Below are 21,531 nucleotides of genomic sequence, written 5' to 3' on the forward strand. Positions count from 1 at the left end.
TTTAACCCTGATCGCCACCACCTACAGGGACCACAGTTCCTGTCATATATGAAGATTCATCTGAAGCCAAAAATACGATGGCATTGACTTGCTCTTGAATGCTGCCGTAGCGGCCCAGGAAAGTACGATCAATAGTTTGGTCAACCACTTCCTGCATCCAAGCTTGTTCAGATTCGGTTAATGGATTGGCATTGCGCGGTACTTTACGAGGAGGCGCTTCAGTTCCACCTGTAGCCACTGCATTGACACGAATACCATCTTTGGCATGTTCAAAGGCGAGGGCAGCGGTTAAACCATTTACACCACCTTTAGAAGCAGAGTAAGGCACGCGGTTAATCCCACGAGTGGCAATAGATGATACGTTTACAATCGTCCCTTTCTGATTTTTAATCATTTCAGGTAAAACTGCGCGGCAGCACCATAGCGTTGGGAACAATGAACGATTTACTTCCTTGAGAATTTCTGCTTCAGAAAATTCCTGGAAAGGTTTCATCCAGATTGCGCCACCTACGTTGTTGATTAGGATATCAACACGACCATAAGTCGCTATTGCTTTTTCAATAACGGACTGTGCGCCTGCAAAAGTTTCCAGGTCGGCATTGATGGTGACAGCATTGCCACCCAGCTTTTCAATTTCCGCTAACACTTCTTGCACGTAAGGAGAAAGGTCGGCCATGACCACCTGTGCACCTTCGCTTGCCACTTGTAAAGCCACACCGCGACCAATGCCTTGTGCGGCACCGGTGACAACCACGACTTTGTTTTCAAATCTTTGACGATTAGACATTTGATTGATTCCCGAATTAGTTTGCAGAGAATTTTTCAAACAGGAAGCTTGCAGGTTTAACGCCTTCAGCATCTAACCAGCCACGTACAGCTTCTACCATCAATACAGGACCACACAGATAGATATCAACATCACCTGCATTTAACCATTCATTTTCAATATGACCGGTCACATAACCTTTACGTTCATGCGCAGAATCTGGGTTGGCGATGACAGTACGATATTCAAACCAAGGGAATTTTTCTTGAAGTTCATTCAGTTTTTCAATCGCTACCAAGTCAAAGTCATTGGTCACACCAAACACTAAACGTACCGGATGTTCTGAACCTTTTTCTTCTAAAACTTGCAGCATTGACATAAATGGTGCAATACCTGTACCACCTGCCAACATTAACACCGGGCGGGTCACAGGACGCAGGTAAAAGCTACCAAAAGGACCGGCAAAAGTCATTTTGTCGCCTGTTTTGGCATTGCTACTTAAGAATTCGCTCATTTGACCGTTTGGCACGTTACGGACCACGAAACTGGTTAAACGGTTACCCGGTTTAGAGCTGAAAGAATACGAACGGGTTTCTGTGGTACCCGGAATACCCACATTGACATATTGACCTGCGAGGAAATGAATGTCAGGTTGACCTTCGTCTAACTGGATATCAAAAGTGATGGTTGAATCGGACAATTTTTCAACACGCTCAAGCGTACCTTGGAAGGCGTGAATTTCAGTTTTACATACTTCTGATGACGCTTGAATCTGGAATACTGCGTCCGAAGTCGGTTTACACTGACAGGCCAAAATGTAGCCTTCAGCTGCTTCTTCAGGGGTTAACGCATCTTCAATATAAGTTTCTTCAGGCATGTCATACGAACCTGATTCACAAAATGCACGACACGTACCACAAGCACCATCTCGACAGTCCAAAGGAATATTGATCTTTTGACGGTAAGCCGCATCCGACAGGGTTTCACCGTTTGAAACAGAAATAAAACGTGTAACGCCATCTTCAAATTGAAGTGCAATATTGTGACTTGACATGGCTGAATATCCTATATAAATCTTTGTAACTGGACCTTTCAGCCAATTTTCCATCTGACTGAAAGGTTTTATCTGGCGGTATAACAGTTTTAGAGGTGATAAACGTCGATTACTTGATTAATGTAATCGTTTTTCAGCACCACGTATTTGTTTAGAATTTTGAACTGATCGCTTGAACAGTCAATCACATAACGTGACGTGCCAAAGTAGCTGTAATTGGTTTTATAACGGAAACTCAAAGTATTCCAGTTAAAACGAACCGTTACTTGATCACCGTTTTGCTCAACAATTTCAATATTGCAAATGTTGTGACTGGTACGGGTATCGGGCATGGTCGCAGAAGAACGTTCAGTCTTGATACGGAATACACGATCTTCTAAACCTTGACGGTCAGGGTAATAAATCAAAGAGATTTCAGTCTCTGGGTCTGTTGTCAGTTTGTCATCATCATCCCAAGCTGGCATCCAGAACTCTGCTGATGGAGCATAACACTGTAACCAGTCATCCCATTGTTCATCATCCAGAAAGCGCGCTTCTTTGTAGAGGAATTGAGCAATGTTTTCTAAAGTAATCGCGCTCATGCGTTTTCTCCTTCAGTTGCAGCCAGTTCTTTTTCAGAAGTAATTGCTTCTTTCATCAGCTGTAACCAGTGTTCATGCTGAGCCAGGTATAGACCTTCGTCTTCAGTTTTGATGCCTGAAAGTTTTGGTTTTAAACCAATTTCATTGGCTGCATCATCCGGACCTTGAATCCAATGCTTGGAACCACGGCTCATATCATTCCATTCAAGCGCAATACCTGCATAGCCGGCTTGGCATGCACGGAATTCTTCCAGGTCATCTGGAGTTGCCATGCCTGAAGCATTAAAGAAGTCTTCATACTGGCGAATACGGCGTGTACGTGCTTCTTTGTCTTCACCCACAGGTGCGATACAGTAAATGGTGACTTCAGTCTTAGAGGGAGATAAAGGACGAAGTACACGAATTTGTGAACCGAACTGATCCATAAAATAGACGTTTGGATAAATACACAGGTTACGAGAGCGCTCGATCATCCATTTCGCCATTGCAGCACCGAATTTCTCGGTATATTCCGCGGCTTTCGGGAAGTTTGGACGGTCTTCAGGATTGCCCCATTGAGTCCAAAGCAGCATGTGACCATTGTCAAAGCCGTAAGAACCACCACCTTGTTTGCCCCAAGATCCTGCACTCATTGCGCGGACATTATCACCAGCTTCTTTTTCTTTACGCTGTTGAGTTGTGGCTGCATAGTTCCAGTGAACGGCAGAAACATGGTAACCATCGGCACCGTTTTCAGCAGTTAACTTCCAGTTACCTTCATAAGTGTAAGTAGACGCACCACGTAAAACTTCAAGACCTTGATCAGACTGATCAACAATCATGTCCATAATTTTGGTTGCTTCACCAAGATATTCTTCTAACGGTGGAACATCCGGGTTTAAGCTGCCAAACAGGAAGCCTTTATAGCTTTCAAAACGGGCCACTTTCTTAAGATCGTGAGAACCGTCTTTGTTAAAGCAATCTGAATAGCCTGCATCAGAAGGGTCTTTAACTTTTAACAATTTGCCCGAGTTGTTAAATGTCCAACCGTGGAAAGGGCAAGTATAAGTTGCTTTATTGCCTTTCTTATGACGACAAAGTTGTGCGCCACGGTGTGAACAGGCATTGATCATTGCATTGAGTTCACCTTGACGGTTGCGCGCAATGATGATCGGTTGGCGACCCATATAAGTCGTGTAAAAATCATTATTATTCGGAATTTGGCTCTCATGTGCCAAGTAAACCCAATTGCCTTCAAAGATATATTTCATCTCTAAATCGAATAAGGCCTGATCTGTGAATACTGAACGATGAAGCTTAAATTCACCTGTTTCATAGTTTTCAACAAGTAATTCATCAATGCGGTCGAGATGGCTGGTGTTAATTACAGGGATACGAGGCATGTCCGTTCTCCGACTTTCCAAATTTAGGCAAGTCCCCGAAATGTCATTAAATTGACATCTCGGTTCCTTATCATAAGATCATTAAGCGCTTGCGCGACGACGTTCAACTTCAGTTGATGGCGCAGTTTGAGCATCTTTCACAAGTTCAACATTGAACTGAATGTGTTTGAATGCTTTATTCAGACCACGCTTCGCAATTTCAGCTTCGTCGGTTACATCAACAGCAGTCGCGACTAAACCATCACGGGTTGCAAATGCAAAGTCATCCCAAAGGTACTTGTCGCCTTCAATGTTAAATTGCGTGGTTAATTTGCGGTAACCTGGTGCAGATACAAAGTAATGCACATGAGAAGGGCGATTACCGTGACGACCAAGTTTGTCTAGAACAAATTGAGTCGTGCCTTCAGGAGGGCAGCCATAACCCACTGGCATAGTGGTTAATGCTGTGTATTGACCATCGGCACCTGTAATAATGCTGCGACGCAAGTTAAAATCAGATTGTGATTTATCAAAGAACGAGTAGTTGCCTAGGCTGTTGGCATGCCAAATTTCAACTTTAGCACCTTCAATGATATTGCCTTGGGTATCTGTTACTGTACCTTCAATGATCAAGGTATCGACTTTATCTGACTCAGAACCATCATCCATGCGAGCAAAGCTTACCGATTCCGGTGCGCCAGCTACATATAACGGACCTTCAATAGTACGTGGTGTACCACCAGTAATACCTGCTTTAGCATCTGCTTCATCTGCACGTAAATCTAAATAGTGTTCTAGACCTAAACCTGCAGCCAAAAGACCCAATTCATTGGCCTGACCTGCATCAGTCAAATATTCCAGACCTTTCCACAATTCAGTTTGTGAGATATCAAGGTCTTCGATCGCTTGGAAAAGATCACCCAATAAACGCACAACAACCTGTTGTACACGTTCATCAACAGGGCCTGTCGCTGTGTCGACATTCATTTCTTTTACAAGTGCATCAATTTGTTGGCGATTCATACTATTGCTCCTGAAGTATGTATACATTTTTGAGTGGCAGGCTGTTTAGCGTTTATATTGGCTGGCTAAAGCTGGCTGGCCACAATCCTTGTCATTACCCTTTAAGGGTGCTTTTTTTGCAGCCGGTAAATGAATTCACCATGTTGCATATTATTAAAATTAGCGATCGTCTTCATGAATAGAAGAAGGATGGCGATTTAATGGCATCACTTCAATATTCATATACGGATATAGCGGAAGACCTTGTAAAATATTGTGTAGTTCTTCATTGCTCTCAACATCAAAAATACTGATGTTTGAGTACTGACCGGTAATGCGCCAGATATGACGCCATTTACCTTGACGCTGTAAATCATGCGAATAAGCTTTTTCAACTGCTTTAATTTCGTTGGCTTGATCGCTTGGCATATCTAGTGGAATATTTACATCCATACGTACGTGGAAAAGCATGTCTAATTCCTTAAGTTACTGACGACGTAAGTTGTCAATTTTGTCTAAATCCAGTTCGATACCTAAACCAGCTGCAGTCGGTAAAACCAACTCATAGTTTTGATATTGAAGCGGTGTTTTTAAAATGTCTTCAGTCAGTAGCAGTGGACCGAATAATTCTGTGCCGTAGGCAAGACTTTCAAAAGTTGAAAATACATGTGCTGAAGCAATCGTACCGACTGGTCCTTCAAGCATGGTGCCACCGTACAGGTCAATGCCTGCAAGTTTGGCAATTTTCCCAACTTCACAACCTTCAATCAGGCCACCTGACTGGGCAATTTTTACTGCAAATACTGAGGCACCGTTGTTACGCGCAATCTGATAAGCACTCTGCGGACCGTATAATGATTCATCCGCCATAATGGCAATATCAAAACGACGGGTTAAACGCTTCATGGCATCCAGATTCTCAATCGCACATGGTTGTTCAATCAGGTCGACACCGCCATCTTGTAACAACTGAATACCTTTAACCGCTTCAAGTTCTGACCAGGCACGATTGACATCGACACGAATCGAGATGTCTGAACCCAAAGCTTTCTTAATCGCTAAAACATGGGCAACATCGTCTTCTACAGGACGTGAACCGATTTTGAGTTTGAATACGTTATGACGTTTCAGCTCAATCATCTTTTTCGCTTCGGCAATGTCTTTCTCTGTATCACCTGAAGCAAGCACCCAAAGTACTGGAACGCTATCGCGTAGACGGCCGCCTAAAATTTCACTGAGCGGCAAACCTAAGCGTTGTGCCTGAATATCCAGTAGTGCGGTTTGAATGGCACATTTGGCAAAACGGTTACCGTTAATATTACGTTTGAGCGTTTTAATCGTTTGAGCGACATTCAGACCTGAAAGTGATTTCAGTAACGGGGCAAAATATGTTTCAATATTGGTTTTTACGCTTTCCGGACTTTCATCCCCATATCCCAATCCACCAATCGTGGTCGCTTCGCCCCAACCGGTAAAACCGTCTTCAGTCGTGACTTTCACCAACACTAATGTTTGGGTTTGCATGGTTGCCACAGCCATCTTGTGCGGACGGATGGTTGGAATTTCAACAAGCAACGTTTCTATGGATTTGTACATCTTTAAGCTTCCCAAGCATCTTGCTTTGTCTATCTCATGTGGTATACCTTAAAAGAATAAAGATATGCTGTCTAAGATCAAATTTGCATTTTAATATGCTTTAAAGGTATGGGTAATTATGGAATTAAGACATTTACGATACTTTGTTGCCGTAGTTGAGGAACAAAGCTTTACGAAAGCGGCTGAAAAACTGTTTATTGCCCAGCCTCCTTTAAGCCGTCAGATACAAAACCTGGAAGCAGAGCTCGGCATTCAGCTTTTTGAGCGTGGAAGTCGACCTTTAATGACAACTGAAGCAGGACAATTCTTTTATCAGCATGCTGTTAAACTTTTGTCTAATGCCGAAGAAATTAAGGCAATGACCCAGCGGGTGGGAATGGTCGAAAAAACAGTCACCATGGGTTTCGTCGGTTCACTGCTGTATGGTTTACTACCAAAAATCGTCTATTTATTTCGTCAGCAACAACCGCATTTGAAAATTGAACTGATTGAAATGAGCACCAAAAATCAAATTCAAGCACTTAAAGAGGGAAGGATAGATGTAGGCTTTGGTCGACTACGTATTTCTGATCCTGCGGTGAGACGAATCCTTTTGCGCGAAGAACCCCTAATGGTGGCGGTACATTCTAGTCATCCACTGGCTATGCAGAAGAAAGGTGTCTTTCTGACCGATATAGTGGATGAGAATCTGTTTCTATACCCAAGTCACCCAAAACCTAATTTTTCCACGCAAGTGAGATCACTTTTTTCGGAGTACAGTCTTGATCCTAAAAGCTTAAAAGAGGTTCGCGAAATCCAGCTGGCTTTAGGGCTGGTTGCAGCAGGTGAAGGGATTTGCGTGGTTCCGGAAAGCGCTAGAACCATCCAGTTACCGCATTTGCACTATATCCCGATACTGGATGATGCTGCTGTTAGCCCGATATTTCTGGCGATTCGCAGTATGGATGAAAGTGAGGATATCCGTTCATTATTTGACTGTATTTATCAGGTCTATGATCTAGAAGCGATTGGTTACGACCGTGCCGTGATTTAACAGATTAGAACTAATTTTCCTATAATTATTGGTATTGTTATCCCACAAATTACTTGATTATTTTTAATAATATGCCTGCCGATCAGTATTTTATATTGGATCAGCCGGCATTTTTTTCACAACAACAAAGCTTGAAATAGAAAATAAAATATCCCAACCAACCTTATAGGATTTCTGGATATCTATAAAGTATCGTTTTGGTTTTTAATACCGCTTGTCTTACTTTTAAGGTATGAATATATATGTAATCGGTTTTGGACAATAAAATCACTTTGCTGCATTGTGACTACAAATCTAAAGATTCATATGCAGGAGCGCAAAGTGAATACCAATAAACTGAACATAAACACTTTAGTGGATGAAGCCAAATTTACTCCTTTTCATTGGGGAGTCCTGATTTGGTGTTTAATGATTATTATTTTTGACGGTTATGATTTAGTCATTTATGGCGTCGTTTTACCTATTTTAATGCAAGAATGGGTGCTTACCACTGTGCAGGCAGGTTTGCTTGCCAGTACTGCATTATTCGGCATGATGTTTGGTGCCATGAGTTTCGGAACACTCTCAGACAAGTTGGGGCGTAAAAAAACCATCATGATCTGTATCGCCATTTTCAGTGGCTTTACATTTCTGGGTGCATTCGCAACGACACCGACCGAATTTGGAATTCTACGATTCTTGGCGGGCCTGGGAATTGGTGGGGTAATGCCAAACGTGGTTGCACTAATGACGGAATATGCCCCTAAACGTATTCGCAGCACCTTGGTTGCCATTATGTTTAGTGGTTATGCTATTGGTGGTATGGCGTCTGCCTTGTTGGGTGCATGGCTAGTGGGGGATTATGGCTGGAAAATCATGTTCTATATCGCCAGTATTCCGTTATTTACTTTGCCGTTTATTTGGAAATATCTTCCAGAGTCCCTGATGTTTTTGACTAAAAAGGGTGAAACAGAAAGAACCTGTGCAATTGTGAAAAAAATTGCACCGGAACAGCAGATTGACTCACAAACGACTTTTATTCTGAATGAACCAACTGTTGGCGATGAAGCTCCATTACGTGCGTTATTTCAGCAAGGCCGTATGTTCAGTACCTTAATGTTTTGGGCAGCCTTCTTTATGTGCTTACTCATGGTTTATGCATTAGGCAGCTGGTTACCGAAATTGATGATTCAGGCTGGCTACTCATTGGGTGCAAGTCTTATGTTCCTGTTTGCCTTAAATATCGGCGGCATGATCGGTGCAATTGGTGGCGGAGTTCTAGCAGACAAATTCCATTTAAAACCGGTACTGACCACTATGTTTACCGTGGGTGCAATTGCTTTAATTCTGCTTGGTTTTAATAGCCCGCAAGCAGTGCTGTATGTTCTGATCGCCATTGCAGGTGCAGCGACCATTGGCTCACAAATTCTGCTTTATACCTTCGTTGCACAGTTTTATCCAACTGCAGTTCGCTCAACAGGGATGGGCTGGGCATCAGGAATTGGACGAATTGGTGCCATTGTTGGACCAGTCTTGACTGGTACTTTACTCACCTTTGAATTACCGCATCAAATGAACTTCTTGGCCATCGCGATTCCAGGAATTATTGCAGCGATTGCTATCTATCTGGTGAATTTAAAAGTCTCTGTTGATGCAAAAGCCCTTACACAGTCTGGCACTAGCGATACGCCTTTGACTAAAAAAGCGATTCAATAACTCTATAATTCTTAATAAACATAATGTCATCAATGATATAGATCGCCATCGTCGCGATGGCGATCTATTGCTAGAATTTAATCGGACAATAACAAGCGAGTTTAGGATGAACACGACACTATTAACCCAAGCAACTGAATTTCAGTCAAAAAAAGTTCAACCAGCAATGAAGCGCACGCTTATGCTGAGCATGATTGCCCTAAGTATGGGAGGAGTCAGCGTAGCGGCCCAAGCCCAAACTCAACAGCAAAAAGAAATTGAACAGCTCAGACAGGAAGTTCAAGCTTTACGCAACATGGTTGAACAGCAAAAAGTACAGACTGCGCAGACTGCTACTGCTATTGCAGCGGTTCAACGCCCAGCGCCTGTGGCTACAGCAAATCCTGTACTGAAAACTGCCAAAGGTGCCGAGTTTAATCTGTATGGTAATGTCCGTACTGATGCGTCCTATCAAGTTGAAGGCACAAGCAGAGATTTGCCCTATAACCATATTAATGCTGTTGCATTAGAGGGAAATAGTGAAAACAGTGACCGTTTAAGATCGACTTTAGCGGCAACACGTTTAGGCTTGGATTTTAAAACTCAAGTCTCTGAACAAGATGTAAAAGGTAAAATTGAAGTTGACTTCCTGGGTGGATCAAACTTTGATAATTTGCGTATTCGTCATGCTTATTTAAGTTACGGTAACTGGCTGATGGGGCAAACCTGGTCAAACTTTGCGGTTCCAGATTATATGCCTGAAACGATTGATGCCTTGGCATATGTGGGGGGAGCTGTAAAACGTACGCCACAGGTGCGTCATACCACCAAATTCAATCCACAAACCAATCTGGTGATGGCACTTGAAGACCCAAAAGATGCTTCAATTACGCAACGTTTACCGGCTTTGACTGCACGTTTAAACCACCAGTTTGCCGACAATTTGAACGTCAGCGCACGTGCTATGGGGCATGAAAAACGTGTGAATTCAGATGAAGAAATGGCTTGGGGTGTGGGTTTGGGCGCCAAGTATGATGTGGTGCCAGGAACAACCTTAAAAGCCGATTATTACCATGTCAAAGGCGATAGCAGTTTTGTTTCCTTTACCAATAGCGGTGTGGTGAAACAAGCGGATGGTAGCCTTGTGCAGAGCGAGTTTGATTCGATTACTGTAGGTTTGACCCAACAGTTTAATGAAAAACTACGCGGTACTGTGGGCTATGGTTATATGATTTTTGATGAAGATCAAAATTATATCAATGCGTTAACCAATAAAACTGCAGCCAATAAAGAACTTTGGCAAGCTTGGGCAAATGTTTTTTATAGCCCGACCAAACCTTTAAGTTTTGGGCTTGAATATGTTTATGGTGAACGCGAAGCATTTGGTGCTGCACCAAATGGCAGCAAGACGGGTGAAGACAACCGCCTGAATGCTGTAGCGATCTATAACTTTTAATCTGCTATAACGACAAATTCAAAAAGCCTCTATTTAAAAATAGGGGTTTTTTGATATGAATAATTTTTAGATTTTATCTAACGATAAACATTATTCTGTGACTTCAACCGTTAAGCCATAAGTAAAGTTTTCAGTGGCCGGTTTTTTAGTCGCATCCGTATTGGCTTCTGGATAAGACGCAGTAATTAAATAAATACCGGCCTGATCAAATTTAATTTCTACTTCGCCTTTCGCATTGGTTTTTACATGTGGCTGTTCACGTTTTGCATTTGGCTCATAACTACCTGCACCTTTAAAGATATCAATTTCAAGATTCGGCACCGCTTTCCCATTCATCAATACCTGAGCTTTGAGTGATTCACCTGCGTACAGCTCATTGGGATGAGTCAGTAACTTGAACTCAAAACCTTTCTTGCTTGGTGCTGGAATTGCAGACGGTTTGCCTTTGGTGACATAACTTTCAGCAATCAGGTGATTGGTGACTTCTAAGGTTTTTGCATTTGTCGGCACTTGGTCTGCTGCAATCATACGCGGTGGCTGAGTCGGCGCAGGTGCCTTTTGAGTCGTGACTGTTTCAGCAGGTTTGGCCGGTACAGGATTTTGCATGCCGGCGCGCACTGGACGCACACGTAACCAGCGACCATCCACCCAGGCATATTTTCCGGGATTACCCACTGCATCTTGAGTGCGAATGCGATAAGTGCCTTCTTTTGGTAAATCAAATTCTGCAATATTAAAGCGTTTTAACGCTGCTGCCGCATTTATCGTTTTTTGTTGACCGTCAGGTTCGGTGATGACATAGCTGGTTTTAAAGTTATTTCCCGCAACAAAAAACTTCTCGACTGTAATTGCACTTTGGAAACTGATGCTTTGTGCGGCTTTGGTATCGAATACTTCAGGAAGCAGAAAAGGACTCATGCTATGTGCATGAGAAATAATAGGTAGCGACGTCAGTAATGCAATTTTGAGCCAGTTATTCATTGTTAGGAACTCCAGAAAATATTTATTTAATATAATGCACGTAATCTACTTGATAACTACTATCATTATCAATAATATTCATTAAAAATATTCTGGAGAATCAGTATGTCATCTGCTGCAAGAAATTTTTACCCAACTCATAAGGCATTTCGTCTTTCGCCCTTGGTTATGGCACTGGCACTGATTTCTCCTTTGCAGACAAATGCTGCTGAGCAGAGTGAAAAAATCGAACGATCAGAACAAATCGTCACCCAAACCCATCATTTCCATAGTGACCATATTTTAGGTACATCCTTGGATGTGGTGGTTCAAGGGGCTTCTAAACAAGAGGCTAAACGCGCTGTAGATGCCATACAAAAAGAAATTAGCCAGTTAGATCAGGTGTTATCGACTTGGCGTGATGACAGTGAAATCTCTGCTTTAAATAATAATAAACAGGGCAAGGTTTCAGCTGAGCTTTTTGAAGTGATTGCTGCCTGTGAAAACTGGCGTGATAAAACCTGTGGGGCTTTCGATGCGCGCTTGGGTCAACTGATGACGCTATGGGAACAATCGCAGGGTGTAGCCAAGCTGAATGAAGCCACCCGTACCCAAGTTTTAAATCAGTTAAAGGCAGACAGCGTAAAACTAGATACGGAACAACAAAGCATTGCGATGAATTCAGCTGTGAAATTTTCCCCTGATGCCTATGCCAAGGGCTACATTATTGACCGTGCGCTGGTTGCAGCGCGTCAAGCTGTTCCAGGTGTTCAAGGTCTGTTGGTAGATATTGGCGGTGACATCCGTGTTTGGGGTAATGCACCACAAAAAGAGGGCTGGAAAATTGGGGTACAAGATGCCTTTAACCATACGGATAACAGTGTGCCTCAACAAGTACTTAACTTAAACGATCAGGCTATTGCCTTTAGTGGGAAAGGTTACCGCAGCCTTGCAGGACAAACCCATTTACTGTATCCAAAAACAGGCATGCCGCTACAGCAAGTAGAACAATGCGTTGTAGTCGGAACCTGTGCAGCAGATGCTGATGCCTTGGCGACTGCCTTGGCTGCAATGACACCAGCAGAAGGTTTGGAACTGATTGAAGCCCTGATTGGATATGAAGCTAAAGTTACTTTGACGGATGGTCAGGTTTATCAAAGTTCAGGTTGGAACAGCCTGGTTCAAACGCCTCAACATGCAGAAATGCGAACTGTCGCAGCGAGTCAGTCCTCTGCAAAGTGGCCAGCAGGTTATCAAGCCATTATTGACCTGATCATTCCTAAAATTGTCGTTGAAAACTACCGTGCCCCTTATGTGTCTGTTTGGGTGACAGATGCCAATAAAAAAATTGTCCGTACCTTGGCGGTTTGGGGTAAAGATGAGAAATGGATTAACTCGAATTATGTCTGGTATCGCCGTTATGGACGCCAAATGCCAAATCTGGACGCAGTAGCAAAACCTTCACGCCAACCTGGACAGTATAAATTGTCCTGGGATGGTAAGGATGAAACAGGTAAAGCAGTAGCAGCAGGTAAATATCTGATTCATATTGAAACCTCGCGTGAGCATGGGGAGCATTCTTATCAAACCTTTGATCTGGATGTAAAAGCCACAGCTTCCAATCAGACCTTAGCTGCACAAAAAGAAATTGGCGCAGTTAAACTTAATTTCCAAAAAGTGAACTAAGGCTAAATACGTGTATCAACGTTGTGATTTTTACCGCCATGCACGTTATGTGCATGGCTGGCTTTCAGCTTTTGCATTTATCACTTTGCTATTTTTTTCTGTGACGGGCTTGTTGCTGAATCATCCTGAATGGTTTAAACCGACTACAACAGAAGAAACCACTAAGCTAATTTTACCTGAGTCGCTTTTAAAGTCGATTAAGCAAACCGAGAACCCTAGCGATACGATTTTAAATTTTGTCCGTCAACAGCACAATCTGGTAGGGCGTTACCAAAGTAGTGAAGTGATGGATAATGAAGTGATGATTCGCCTGGAAAGCCCAGCCGGAGCAACTGATATTTTTGTGACGACCGATACCGGTGAAACCGAAATTACTCAAAAGCCCGCTTCTACAGTATCGCTGCTGAATGATTTGCACCGGGGTAAAAATTCTGGACTGGCGTGGAGCTGGCTGATTGATATCAGTGCGATTATTTATATTGTGTTGTCATTAGCAGGCTATATTTTGTTTTTAAGCATTAAAACCCGTTTGGTCATACATCTTGTGCTGACAGCAGTCAGCTTGGCGATGATTATTTTACTGATCTGGTCTGCGGTATAGGAAAGATCATTTCATGACATATTCTGTTGCTATAGTTTTAATTGCATTTGCCATTTTACTGTTGCTTTATGCAATATGGATCGCTTGTCTGATCCTGACCAATCATCAGCAAAAACCAAGGCCAGTATTGAGCCAAAATGATGATCTGATTGTTTTTGCAAGTCAGTCCGGTCAGGCAGAATATTATGCCCGGCAGACGGCGCAACAGTTAGAACGCGTCGGCCAAACAATGAGCGTCGTTGATATTCAATATTTGACTGTTGAACAATTGCGAGCAGCCCATAAAGTTTTGTGGTTCGTGAGTACCTATGGGGAAGGCGATGCGCCTGATACGGCACGGCTAACGATAAAAAATATTTTTAGCGATTCATCTTTAAACCTTTCCCATCAGTCGTATGCCATTTTAGCTTTGGGGGATAAACGCTATACGCATTTTTGTCGTTTTGGACAAGTCTTAGATCAACATTTACAGCAGCATCAGGCGAAAGCTTTATTTAAAATGGTCTGTGTCGATCATTTAAAACAAGCAGACTTGAATTGCTGGACACAACGTTTAGAACAGCTCACTCAACAACAATTCACTTCGGATCAGCCAGAGCAAAACTGGCATACCTTTATCTTAAAAAATCGGGTGTGCTTAAATACAGGTAGCCAAGGCAAGCCGATTTATCAAATCCAACTGTCGTATGCTGAAAGCACAACTTGGTCATCTGGAGACATTCTAGAAGTTCAATGTGGTAATCGACTTGAAGATATACAGGCATTTTCACAAGCTCAGCAACAAATAGTTGATGGAGATTTATTAGTTACATTGCAATTTAAGAATTTAAGACGAGTTCCAGACCGAGGGTTGAATGAGTCTTTTGAGGAGTGGATTCAACGCTTTGATGATTTGGCTATTCGAGAATATTCAATCGCCAGTATTTCTGAACAAGGAGGAAGAATTGAATTGGTGGTTAGACAGGAAATCACCGCGACTGGTCTAGGTTTAGGCTCGGGTTGGCTGACTGAATATGCTGTGTTGGGACAAAACATTGTGGCCAGAATTCGTTCTCATGCCACCTTTCATTTAAAACCCACCCAGAAGCCTTTCATTTTAATTGGCAATGGTACCGGTATTGCAGGTTTGGTCGCTCATCTTGCACAAAGACAGCAATGGAATGAGCCGCAAAACTGGCTAATTTTTGGTGAACGACAACAGCAGTTCGACCATCTTTACAAAGACCAGATTCAACTGTGGCAAGCGCAAGGTTTTCTGCCCGAAGTGGATTACGCATTTTCCCGTGATCAGGCTGAAAAAATCTATGTTCAGCATATCTTGCAGCAAAAATCTGAACAGCTTTTAAGCTGGATTGAAGCGGGTGCCGCCATTTATGTCTGTGGCAGTTTAAAAGGTATGGCACAAGAAGTGGAGCAAACCTTGCTTAGTCTTCTAGGTGCTGAACAATTAGAGCAGCTGAGAGTCGAAGGACGTTATCGAAGGGATGTTTACTAAACTTTATTGCTTGATCAAAGTGAGTTAAACATTTAAGGGCATGTAAACATGCCCTTAAACAAACTTCTTCCATAAATCATTTTAGAAACTAAAAATTGTTCTTAAAACCAAAATTGAAAATAGATTTTTAGCAAATATTAGAGTCATGAGCGTGGCATGGATGCTACACGTTTCCCATCACGACAAGAATGTCGTATATGGGAAACAAAAGGTTTTTCTTGCGGACTCAAAATATATTTTAAGTCCTCATTTTGACCTTTCAAAAGTATAGAAAATGCCTACAAAAAGATAAAAAATTAAATCAATCAAATGAGGCCGTGCTGATTTAAAAAATCTAATATTGAACATTTTTTGATTTATGAAAGGGATCTAATATTTAGCTTTTTGTTAAAAAGTAGGCGGCATATAAGTTAAAGTTCGACCCAAGATCCACAATAAGAACAACACTAAAGGAACATGGAAAATCAGCTGGGTCACGGTAAAGCCAATCACATCTTTGGCTTTGAGTTTTAAGATCCCGAGCATCGGTAACATAAAGAACGGATTAATTAAGTTGGGAAGGGCTTCTGCTGCATTATAAATTTGTACCGACCAGCCCAAGTGAACTTTTAAATCATGTGCTGCCTGCATCACATAAGGTGCCTCAATAATCCATTTCCCGCCACCAGAGGGAATGAAGAAACCTAAAATTGCAGAATAGATACCCATCACAATGGCAAAGGTTTCTTTAGACGCAATCGAGACGAAAAATTCCGCAATATAGTGCGACAGAGATAGATCCTGTGCATTCATTGCACTGGTCATAATGAAAGCAATACTGCCATAAAGTGGAAATTGAATCAGTACGCCCGATACCGCAGGTACGGCTTTGGATACGGCATTTAAGAAATTTCGGGGTGTACCATGCAAGGCAATTCCGAGCATTAAGAAGATAAAGTTATAGGTGTTCAGGCTGGAGATCGCAATAATGGGATTGCTTTTGGTAAATTCGTTGAACATCCAGATCAGACCCAATGCGACGATTAGAATACTTAAAATGGGAGAATTTTCCAGCCAGTCACCCGGTCGTTTGCTTGTCTGAACCTCTTTGTTTTCCTCTTCAAACTGAATAGGAAAGTCATCCAGAGTTTTAATGCTACTGCCTTTCGGTGCCGACCAGAAGGCAATCGCGATCGAGACAATAATCAGTACACCCGTCATAATCATCGACTGCGGCAAAAAGATGGTTTCAGTGAATGGAATTACGCCAGTTAAGTTGTAAATCGGTTCAGGTAAACTGGCTTTATTGGCTTGTAATTGCGCAGCGGATGAACTGATGCCCAGTGCCCAGGTCGCACCCATACCAATAATGGCAGCTGCCGCAGCAGCGCGATAATCCATATTCAGCTCTTTGCGCTTTGCCAAGGCAATCACCAAAAGGGCGGTCAACACCGTGCTCATGGCCCAGTTAATTAAAGAAATACATAAACTGACAGTGGCGACCATCACAATGGCATTACGACCGGAAGTCGGAATTTGCGCCATTTTTTGAATCAGCAATTCTACCGGTTTGGATACGGAAACCACATAACCGACCACGATTAACATACACATTTGCATGGTAAATGGAATCAGGCTCCAAAAACCGTTACCGAATGAAATGGCTACCTCTTGCACAGGTGCACCTATGCCTATAGCTGCAATCGCAACAATAACGACACCTAAAAGTGCAAAGATATAGGAATCGGGGAACCATTTTTCTGACCAGTCACTGACTTTCAGGGCAAAGCGTTGCAAGATATTTTGAGAGTTATCCACACTTTTAATTTCCTTTTTATACTTGAAACTCTTGTTTTTAAAGCAGGCAAATCTATGCCAGAAATGATTTCCCCTTAAAACTTTAGTCAGCTTTAAGGGAAGCAGGAAAATAGAAGATCATATCAATACAGCATTACTGAAGCAGTTTTACCCCAGTGACTTTTTGAATCTCTTCAAAGCTGACGTCTTTCGCCAGTTCCACCAGTTTGACCCCATCAGCGGTAATATCGAGTACCCCCAAATCGCTGATAATCCGGTGGACTACACCTTTACCGGTCAGTGGCAAGGCACATTGCTCTACAATTTTTGGCGTGCCATCTTTGGCGCAGTGTTCCATCAATACCACCACTTTTTGTACGCCTGCGACCAGGTCCATGGCACCGCCCATACCTTTGACTTTTTTACCCGGAATCATCCAGTTGGCCAAATCGCCGGTTTGGGAAACCTCCATCGCGCCTAAAATGGCAATATTGACATGACCGCCACGAATCATGGCAAAAGAGTCAGCGCTGGAGAAAAAAGCTGCGCCTTTACGGGCGGTGACGGTTTGCTTGCCTGCATTGACCAGGTCGGCATCTACCGTTTCCTGAGTGGGAAATTCACCAATCCCGAGCAGGCCGTTTTCTGACTGTAACCAGACATCCATATGTTCAGGAATATAGTTCGCCACCAATGTCGGTAAGCCAATACCTAAATTGACATAGAAACCATCTTCCAGTTCTAAAGCGGCACGCTGTGCCATTTCATTACGAGTCCAAGCCATTTATACCACCTCCGCTTTTAAGGTCATTTGTTCGATGCGTTTTTCAGGATTGCGATTTAAAATAATCCGGTTGATATAAATGCCGGGAAGATGAATTTCATCTGGATCCAAATCGCCAATTTCCACAATTTCTTCGACTTCAGCAATGCTGATTTTGCCAGCCATAGCACAGACCGGATTAAAGTTTTGTGCGGTTTTACGGAAAATCAAATTGCCGGACTTATCGGCTTTATAGGCTTTGACTAGGGCAATATCGGCAGTTAAGGAATTTTCCAGAATGTATTCCTTGCCATCAAATTCACGAACTTCTTTACCTTCGGCAATTAAAGTACCGACACCGGTCTGGGTAAAAAATGCCGGAATACCGGCACCACCGGCACGTAGTTTTTCCGCCAATGTGCCTTGCGGTGTCAGTTCGACTGCCAGTTCGCCGTTTAAATACTGACGTTCAAATTCTTTGTTTTCACCGACATAAGATGAAATCATTTTTTTGATTTGTTTGGTTTCTAACAAAAGCCCTAAGCCGAAACCGTCCACACCGGCATTATTGGAAATACAGGTCAGTTGTTTGGCCCCGGTATCTTTAAGCGCTGCAATTAACGCTTCTGGAATACCACATAAACCAAAACCACCGACCGCTAGGGTTTGACCATCTTTGACAATATCTTGTAATGCAGCCTGTGCATTTTCATAAACTTTATTTGGCATTTGATCCCTCTTTTTATTTCTAGTCATTTCTGGGTATGACCGAATTGCAACTTTTTATCAATTTGATGCAGGATTTTTTAGCAATGAAAAAATCATAGCAGTTTTAAGCACACTGGGTTTGCCAATAGGCATTGGCATAGTTTGATGGATTATTACGTTTTAACATCTGACTGATGTTGCGGCTGGCCTGCATTAAGGCATCCAAATTGATACCGGTTTCAAAACCCATCTTAGACAATAAATAGTACAAGTCTTCCGTGGCCACATTGCCAGATGCACCTTTGGCATAAGGACAACCGCCTAAACCGGCAATCGAAGAGTCAAATATCCGAATACCTTGATTAAGCGATTGATAGATATTGGCAATCGCCATGCCGTAAGTATTATGAAAATGACCGGCTAAAACCTGGCTATCTAACTCGGCAAGGCAAACATCCCAGACCTTTTTAACCCGATCGGGAGTGGCAGTACCGATGGTTTCCCCTAAGGACACTTCATAGCAGCCCATATCCAGCAAGCGTTTGCTGACTTTAGCGACTTGCTGCGGATCAATGGCACCTTCATAGGGGCAATCCACCATACAGGACACATAACCACGAACTTTAATATCATTGGCTTTGGCTGCCGCCATGACGTCGGCAAACTTCTCAAAACTTTCATCAATGGAACAGTTGATGTTTTTGCGGGTAAAACTTTCAGAAGCTGCGGTAAACACAGCAACCTCCTTACAACCAACTGCCAGCGCAGACTCAAATCCTTTCAAGTTTGGAGTGAGTAAACTGAACTGAATGTTCGGATCTTGGGGCAATTGAGCAAACAGCACATCACTGTCTGCCATCTGTGGCACCCATTTGGCCGAAACACAGGAACCGACTTCAATTGCCTGTAAACCGGTTTTCATTAAATCCAGAATCAGGTTTTTACGGTCATCTAGGGTGAGGGGCGTTTTTTCATTTTGCAGACCATCGCGCGGTCCGACCTCTACAATTTTGACGAAACCAGTCATGCAACTTCCTCCGTCAAGGCTTGAAATTCCACCAGTTCATCACCGGCTTTGACCTGATCACCAGCCTGGAAATAGGAAGCTGCGACAATGCCATCATGCGGTGCACGAATTGAATATTCCATCTTCATGGCTTCAAGCGTCATCAGTACATCGTCTTTTTTCACCTGATCGTTAGCGGCAACCAGAACTTGAGTAATCACACCTGGCATTGGCGCTTTCAAGTTGCCTTCAGTGCTTTGTGTATCTTCAGAACTGAATTTCTGATTCAGATAACCAAACTTGTGGCTTTGACCATTTTTGAAAATAGTCAGACCTTGCGCATTTTGGCTAAATGCAATTTTGGCCTGTTTACCATTAATATTGAAATGTGCGGTATGGGCATTTAAAAGCTGGCCGGAAATATGGAATTTTTCACCTTGATATTCGGCAACAAAACCTTCTTGTTCAGCGCTTAAATTGACTTGAACAAGGGCTTCATCGAGCTTTAATTTAATCGCATAGCTTGGGCTGATATTCACGCGCCATAGTGTTTCACTTTGCCAAACTGGATTGCTTGCCGGTTTATTTTTACTGAAACGCAGCAATAATTCGGTCAATGCTGTCGCCACAACTAATTCAGGTTGCAGTGATTGAATATTTTTAAACAGGAATTCATCTTCACGCTGGATCAGGTTGGTATCCAACTTGGCATTTTTAAAAGAATTACAACGAATAATGCGGTCCAGGAAAGCAATATTATTGCCCAAGCCATCGACATGGAACTGTCCTAAGGCATGATGCATTTGTAATAAAGCGGCTTCACGGTTTTCGCCCCAGACAATCAGTTTGGCAATCATCGGATCGTAATAAGTGCTGATTTCATCGCCTTGAACAATACCGCTGTCGACACGAACATGCTGATTTTGTTCAGGGTAGTGCAAATAGCTAATTTGACCAATTGCAGGAATAAAGCCTTTTTCAGGCTCTTCTGCATACACGCGGGCTTCAATGGCATGCCCATGAATTTTCAACTGATCTTGCTGTTTTGGTAATGGCTCACCAAAAGCTACACGCAACTGCCATTCAACTAGATCAACGCCGGTGATCATTTCAGTGACTGGATGTTCAACCTGTAGACGGGTGTTCATTTCCATGAAATACGCGGTACCATCTTGCTCGACAATAAATTCAACCGTGCCTGCACCGACATAATCGACCGCACGCGCGGCATCAATGGCAGCTTGGCGCATGGCATCGAGCTTGTCTTGTGAAACCAGTGGGGCGGGCGCTTCTTCAAGGACTTTTTGATGACGGCGCTGTACCGAACAATCCCGTTCAAATAAATGCACATAGTTGCCATGTGAGTCACCGAAGACTTGTACTTCAATATGACGCGGATTAATCACATAACGTTCAATCAAGACTTCATCATTGCCAAAGCTGGATTTGGCTTCGCTTTTACAAGAGGCCAATGAACCCAGGAAATCTTCACTGCGTTCAACCAGACGCATGCCTTTACCACCGCCACCGGCACTGGCTTTAATCAGCACCGGATAGCCGATGCCATCAGCCTGTTGCTTTAAAAATTCGGCATCCTGATTGCTGCCATGATAGCCCGGCGTAAGCGGAACACCGGCTTTTTCCATCAGCGCTTTTGAAGTCGCTTTTAAGCCCATGGCCAAAATGGCTGCGACTGGTGGACCAATAAAGGTAATGTTATTGGCTTGGCACGCTTCGGCAAACTGGTCATTTTCTGACAAGAAACCATAGCCCGGATGAATCGCTTGAGCACCGGTGTCTATAGCCGCCTGAATAATGCGATCAATCTGTAAATAACTTTGCGCAGCCGGAGATTCACCGATATGAATCGCTTCATCGGCCAGTTTGACATGCTGTGATTGTGCATCGGCATCGGAATAGACCGCCACCGTTGCGATTCCAAGTTTTTTTGCGCTACGAATCACACGGCAGGCGATTTCACCACGGTTTGCAATTAAGATTTTTTCAAACATT

General features: G+C 42.9%; 19 protein-coding genes. 6 read left to right on the forward strand and 13 right to left on the reverse strand.

The annotated features are described in order from the left end of the window. Position 1: 1 nt before the first annotated feature. The 7 genes from AC3CAU_RS00670 to AC3CAU_RS00700 form a co-directional block, all read right to left on the reverse strand. On the reverse strand, positions 2–787 hold the full coding sequence (locus AC3CAU_RS00670; protein WP_447053040.1) for a 1,6-dihydroxycyclohexa-2,4-diene-1-carboxylate dehydrogenase: 786 nt from the start codon (positions 785–787) through the stop codon (positions 2–4). Positions 788–803: 16 nt separating this feature from the next. Next, positions 804–1,820 carry a benzoate 1,2-dioxygenase electron transfer component BenC gene (benC, locus tag AC3CAU_RS00675; protein ID WP_424622238.1) on the reverse strand — a complete coding sequence of 339 codons (1,017 nt, stop codon included), beginning with the start codon at positions 1,818–1,820 and terminating at the stop codon, positions 804–806. 89 nt (positions 1,821–1,909) lie between these two features. Then, a complete protein-coding gene (gene benB / locus AC3CAU_RS00680) occupies positions 1,910–2,401 on the reverse strand; it encodes a benzoate 1,2-dioxygenase small subunit (protein WP_424622240.1) in 492 nt (163 codons plus the stop codon). After that, positions 2,398–3,783 (reverse strand): benzoate 1,2-dioxygenase large subunit, encoded by a 1,386-nt coding sequence (gene benA / locus AC3CAU_RS00685; RefSeq protein ID WP_131217985.1) that lies wholly within the window; start codon positions 3,781–3,783, stop codon positions 2,398–2,400. The genes benB and benA overlap by 4 nt, the downstream gene beginning before the upstream one ends. Positions 3,784–3,864: 81 nt before the next feature. Beyond that, positions 3,865–4,785: a catechol 1,2-dioxygenase gene (gene catA / locus AC3CAU_RS00690; RefSeq protein WP_131217986.1), complete on the reverse strand. Its 921-nt coding sequence runs from the start codon at positions 4,783–4,785 to the stop codon at positions 3,865–3,867. Between the two features lie 159 nt (positions 4,786–4,944). Then, the gene (gene catC / locus AC3CAU_RS00695) at positions 4,945–5,235 is read right to left on the reverse strand and encodes a muconolactone Delta-isomerase (RefSeq protein WP_131217987.1); all 291 of its coding nucleotides are present in this window, start codon (positions 5,233–5,235) and stop codon (positions 4,945–4,947) included. A 15-nt stretch (positions 5,236–5,250) separates the two neighbouring features. Then, on the reverse strand, positions 5,251–6,360 hold the full coding sequence (locus tag AC3CAU_RS00700) for a muconate/chloromuconate family cycloisomerase (protein ID WP_447053041.1): 1,110 nt from the start codon (positions 6,358–6,360) through the stop codon (positions 5,251–5,253). Between the two features lie 118 nt (positions 6,361–6,478). Here AC3CAU_RS00700 and AC3CAU_RS00705 point away from each other — a divergent pair, with 118 nt between their 5' ends. From AC3CAU_RS00705 to AC3CAU_RS00715, 3 genes are all read left to right on the forward strand, one after another. Next, entirely contained in the window at positions 6,479–7,393 is a 915-nt protein-coding gene (locus AC3CAU_RS00705; RefSeq protein ID WP_425917393.1) for a LysR substrate-binding domain-containing protein, read from the forward strand. A 321-nt stretch (positions 7,394–7,714) separates the two neighbouring features. Continuing rightward, positions 7,715–9,088 carry an MFS transporter gene (locus AC3CAU_RS00710; protein ID WP_447053042.1) on the forward strand — a complete coding sequence of 458 codons (1,374 nt, stop codon included), beginning with the start codon at positions 7,715–7,717 and terminating at the stop codon, positions 9,086–9,088. A gap of 106 nt (positions 9,089–9,194) precedes the next feature. Beyond that, positions 9,195–10,523 (forward strand): DcaP family trimeric outer membrane transporter, encoded by a 1,329-nt coding sequence (locus AC3CAU_RS00715; protein ID WP_447053043.1) that lies wholly within the window; start codon positions 9,195–9,197, stop codon positions 10,521–10,523. Positions 10,524–10,613: 90 nt separating this feature from the next. On the opposite strand, the gene AC3CAU_RS00720 is transcribed toward AC3CAU_RS00715, so the two are convergent. After that, on the reverse strand, positions 10,614–11,504 hold the full coding sequence (locus AC3CAU_RS00720) for a DUF4198 domain-containing protein (RefSeq protein ID WP_447053044.1): 891 nt from the start codon (positions 11,502–11,504) through the stop codon (positions 10,614–10,616). Positions 11,505–11,609: 105 nt separating this feature from the next. On the opposite strand from AC3CAU_RS00720, the gene AC3CAU_RS00725 reads away from it, so the two are divergent. The 3 genes from AC3CAU_RS00725 to AC3CAU_RS00735 are packed head-to-tail and all read left to right on the forward strand — an operon-like array spanning position 11,610 to position 15,265. Further along, positions 11,610–13,169 (forward strand): DUF2271 domain-containing protein, encoded by a 1,560-nt coding sequence (locus tag AC3CAU_RS00725; protein WP_447053045.1) that lies wholly within the window; start codon positions 11,610–11,612, stop codon positions 13,167–13,169. A 10-nt stretch (positions 13,170–13,179) separates the two neighbouring features. Beyond that, entirely contained in the window at positions 13,180–13,770 is a 591-nt protein-coding gene (locus tag AC3CAU_RS00730; RefSeq protein WP_447053046.1) for a PepSY-associated TM helix domain-containing protein, read from the forward strand. A gap of 13 nt (positions 13,771–13,783) precedes the next feature. Then, positions 13,784–15,265: a sulfite reductase subunit alpha gene (locus AC3CAU_RS00735; protein ID WP_447053047.1), complete on the forward strand. Its 1,482-nt coding sequence runs from the start codon at positions 13,784–13,786 to the stop codon at positions 15,263–15,265. A gap of 387 nt (positions 15,266–15,652) precedes the next feature. Here AC3CAU_RS00735 and AC3CAU_RS00740 read toward each other — a convergent pair whose 3' ends face one another. From AC3CAU_RS00740 to AC3CAU_RS00760, 5 genes are all read right to left on the reverse strand, one after another. After that, complete coding sequence (locus tag AC3CAU_RS00740) at positions 15,653–17,062, reverse strand: short-chain fatty acid transporter (protein WP_447053048.1); 1,410 nt, start codon at positions 17,060–17,062, stop codon at positions 15,653–15,655. A gap of 133 nt (positions 17,063–17,195) precedes the next feature. Next, positions 17,196–17,825, reverse strand: a complete 630-nt coding sequence (locus tag AC3CAU_RS00745; protein WP_447053049.1) for a CoA transferase subunit B — start codon at positions 17,823–17,825, stop codon at positions 17,196–17,198. Next, positions 17,826–18,533, reverse strand: a complete 708-nt coding sequence (locus AC3CAU_RS00750) for a CoA transferase subunit A (protein ID WP_447053050.1) — start codon at positions 18,531–18,533, stop codon at positions 17,826–17,828. It abuts the gene before it with no gap. A 103-nt stretch (positions 18,534–18,636) separates the two neighbouring features. Continuing rightward, positions 18,637–19,539, reverse strand: a complete 903-nt coding sequence (locus AC3CAU_RS00755; protein WP_447053051.1) for a hydroxymethylglutaryl-CoA lyase — start codon at positions 19,537–19,539, stop codon at positions 18,637–18,639. Further along, positions 19,536–21,530 (reverse strand): acetyl/propionyl/methylcrotonyl-CoA carboxylase subunit alpha, encoded by a 1,995-nt coding sequence (locus AC3CAU_RS00760; RefSeq protein WP_131218003.1) that lies wholly within the window; start codon positions 21,528–21,530, stop codon positions 19,536–19,538. The genes AC3CAU_RS00755 and AC3CAU_RS00760 overlap by 4 nt, the downstream gene beginning before the upstream one ends. Position 21,531: the final 1 nt, after the last annotated feature.

The organism is Acinetobacter sp. GG23 (assembly GCF_057766365.1).

Coding starts and splice junctions, on each gene's coding strand:
- AC3CAU_RS00670 (WP_447053040.1), bottom strand. CDS start 787: ATGTCTAATCGTCAAAGATTTGAAAACAAAGTCGTGGTTGTCACCGGT.
- benC (WP_424622238.1), bottom strand. CDS start 1,820: ATGTCAAGTCACAATATTGCACTTCAATTTGAAGATGGCGTTACACGT.
- benB (WP_424622240.1), bottom strand. CDS start 2,401: ATGAGCGCGATTACTTTAGAAAACATTGCTCAATTCCTCTACAAAGAA.
- benA (WP_131217985.1), bottom strand. CDS start 3,783: ATGCCTCGTATCCCTGTAATTAACACCAGCCATCTCGACCGCATTGAT.
- catA (WP_131217986.1), bottom strand. CDS start 4,785: ATGAATCGCCAACAAATTGATGCACTTGTAAAAGAAATGAATGTCGAC.
- catC (WP_131217987.1), bottom strand. CDS start 5,235: ATGCTTTTCCACGTACGTATGGATGTAAATATTCCACTAGATATGCCA.
- AC3CAU_RS00700 (WP_447053041.1), bottom strand. CDS start 6,360: ATGTACAAATCCATAGAAACGTTGCTTGTTGAAATTCCAACCATCCGT.
- AC3CAU_RS00705 (WP_425917393.1), top strand. CDS start 6,479: ATGGAATTAAGACATTTACGATACTTTGTTGCCGTAGTTGAGGAACAA.
- AC3CAU_RS00715 (WP_447053043.1), top strand. CDS start 9,195: ATGAACACGACACTATTAACCCAAGCAACTGAATTTCAGTCAAAAAAA.
- AC3CAU_RS00720 (WP_447053044.1), bottom strand. CDS start 11,504: ATGAATAACTGGCTCAAAATTGCATTACTGACGTCGCTACCTATTATT.
- AC3CAU_RS00725 (WP_447053045.1), top strand. CDS start 11,610: ATGTCATCTGCTGCAAGAAATTTTTACCCAACTCATAAGGCATTTCGT.
- AC3CAU_RS00735 (WP_447053047.1), top strand. CDS start 13,784: ATGACATATTCTGTTGCTATAGTTTTAATTGCATTTGCCATTTTACTG.
- AC3CAU_RS00745 (WP_447053049.1), bottom strand. CDS start 17,825: ATGGCTTGGACTCGTAATGAAATGGCACAGCGTGCCGCTTTAGAACTG.
- AC3CAU_RS00750 (WP_447053050.1), bottom strand. CDS start 18,533: ATGCCAAATAAAGTTTATGAAAATGCACAGGCTGCATTACAAGATATT.
- AC3CAU_RS00755 (WP_447053051.1), bottom strand. CDS start 19,539: ATGACTGGTTTCGTCAAAATTGTAGAGGTCGGACCGCGCGATGGTCTG.
- AC3CAU_RS00760 (WP_131218003.1), bottom strand. CDS start 21,530: ATGTTTGAAAAAATCTTAATTGCAAACCGTGGTGAAATCGCCTGCCGT.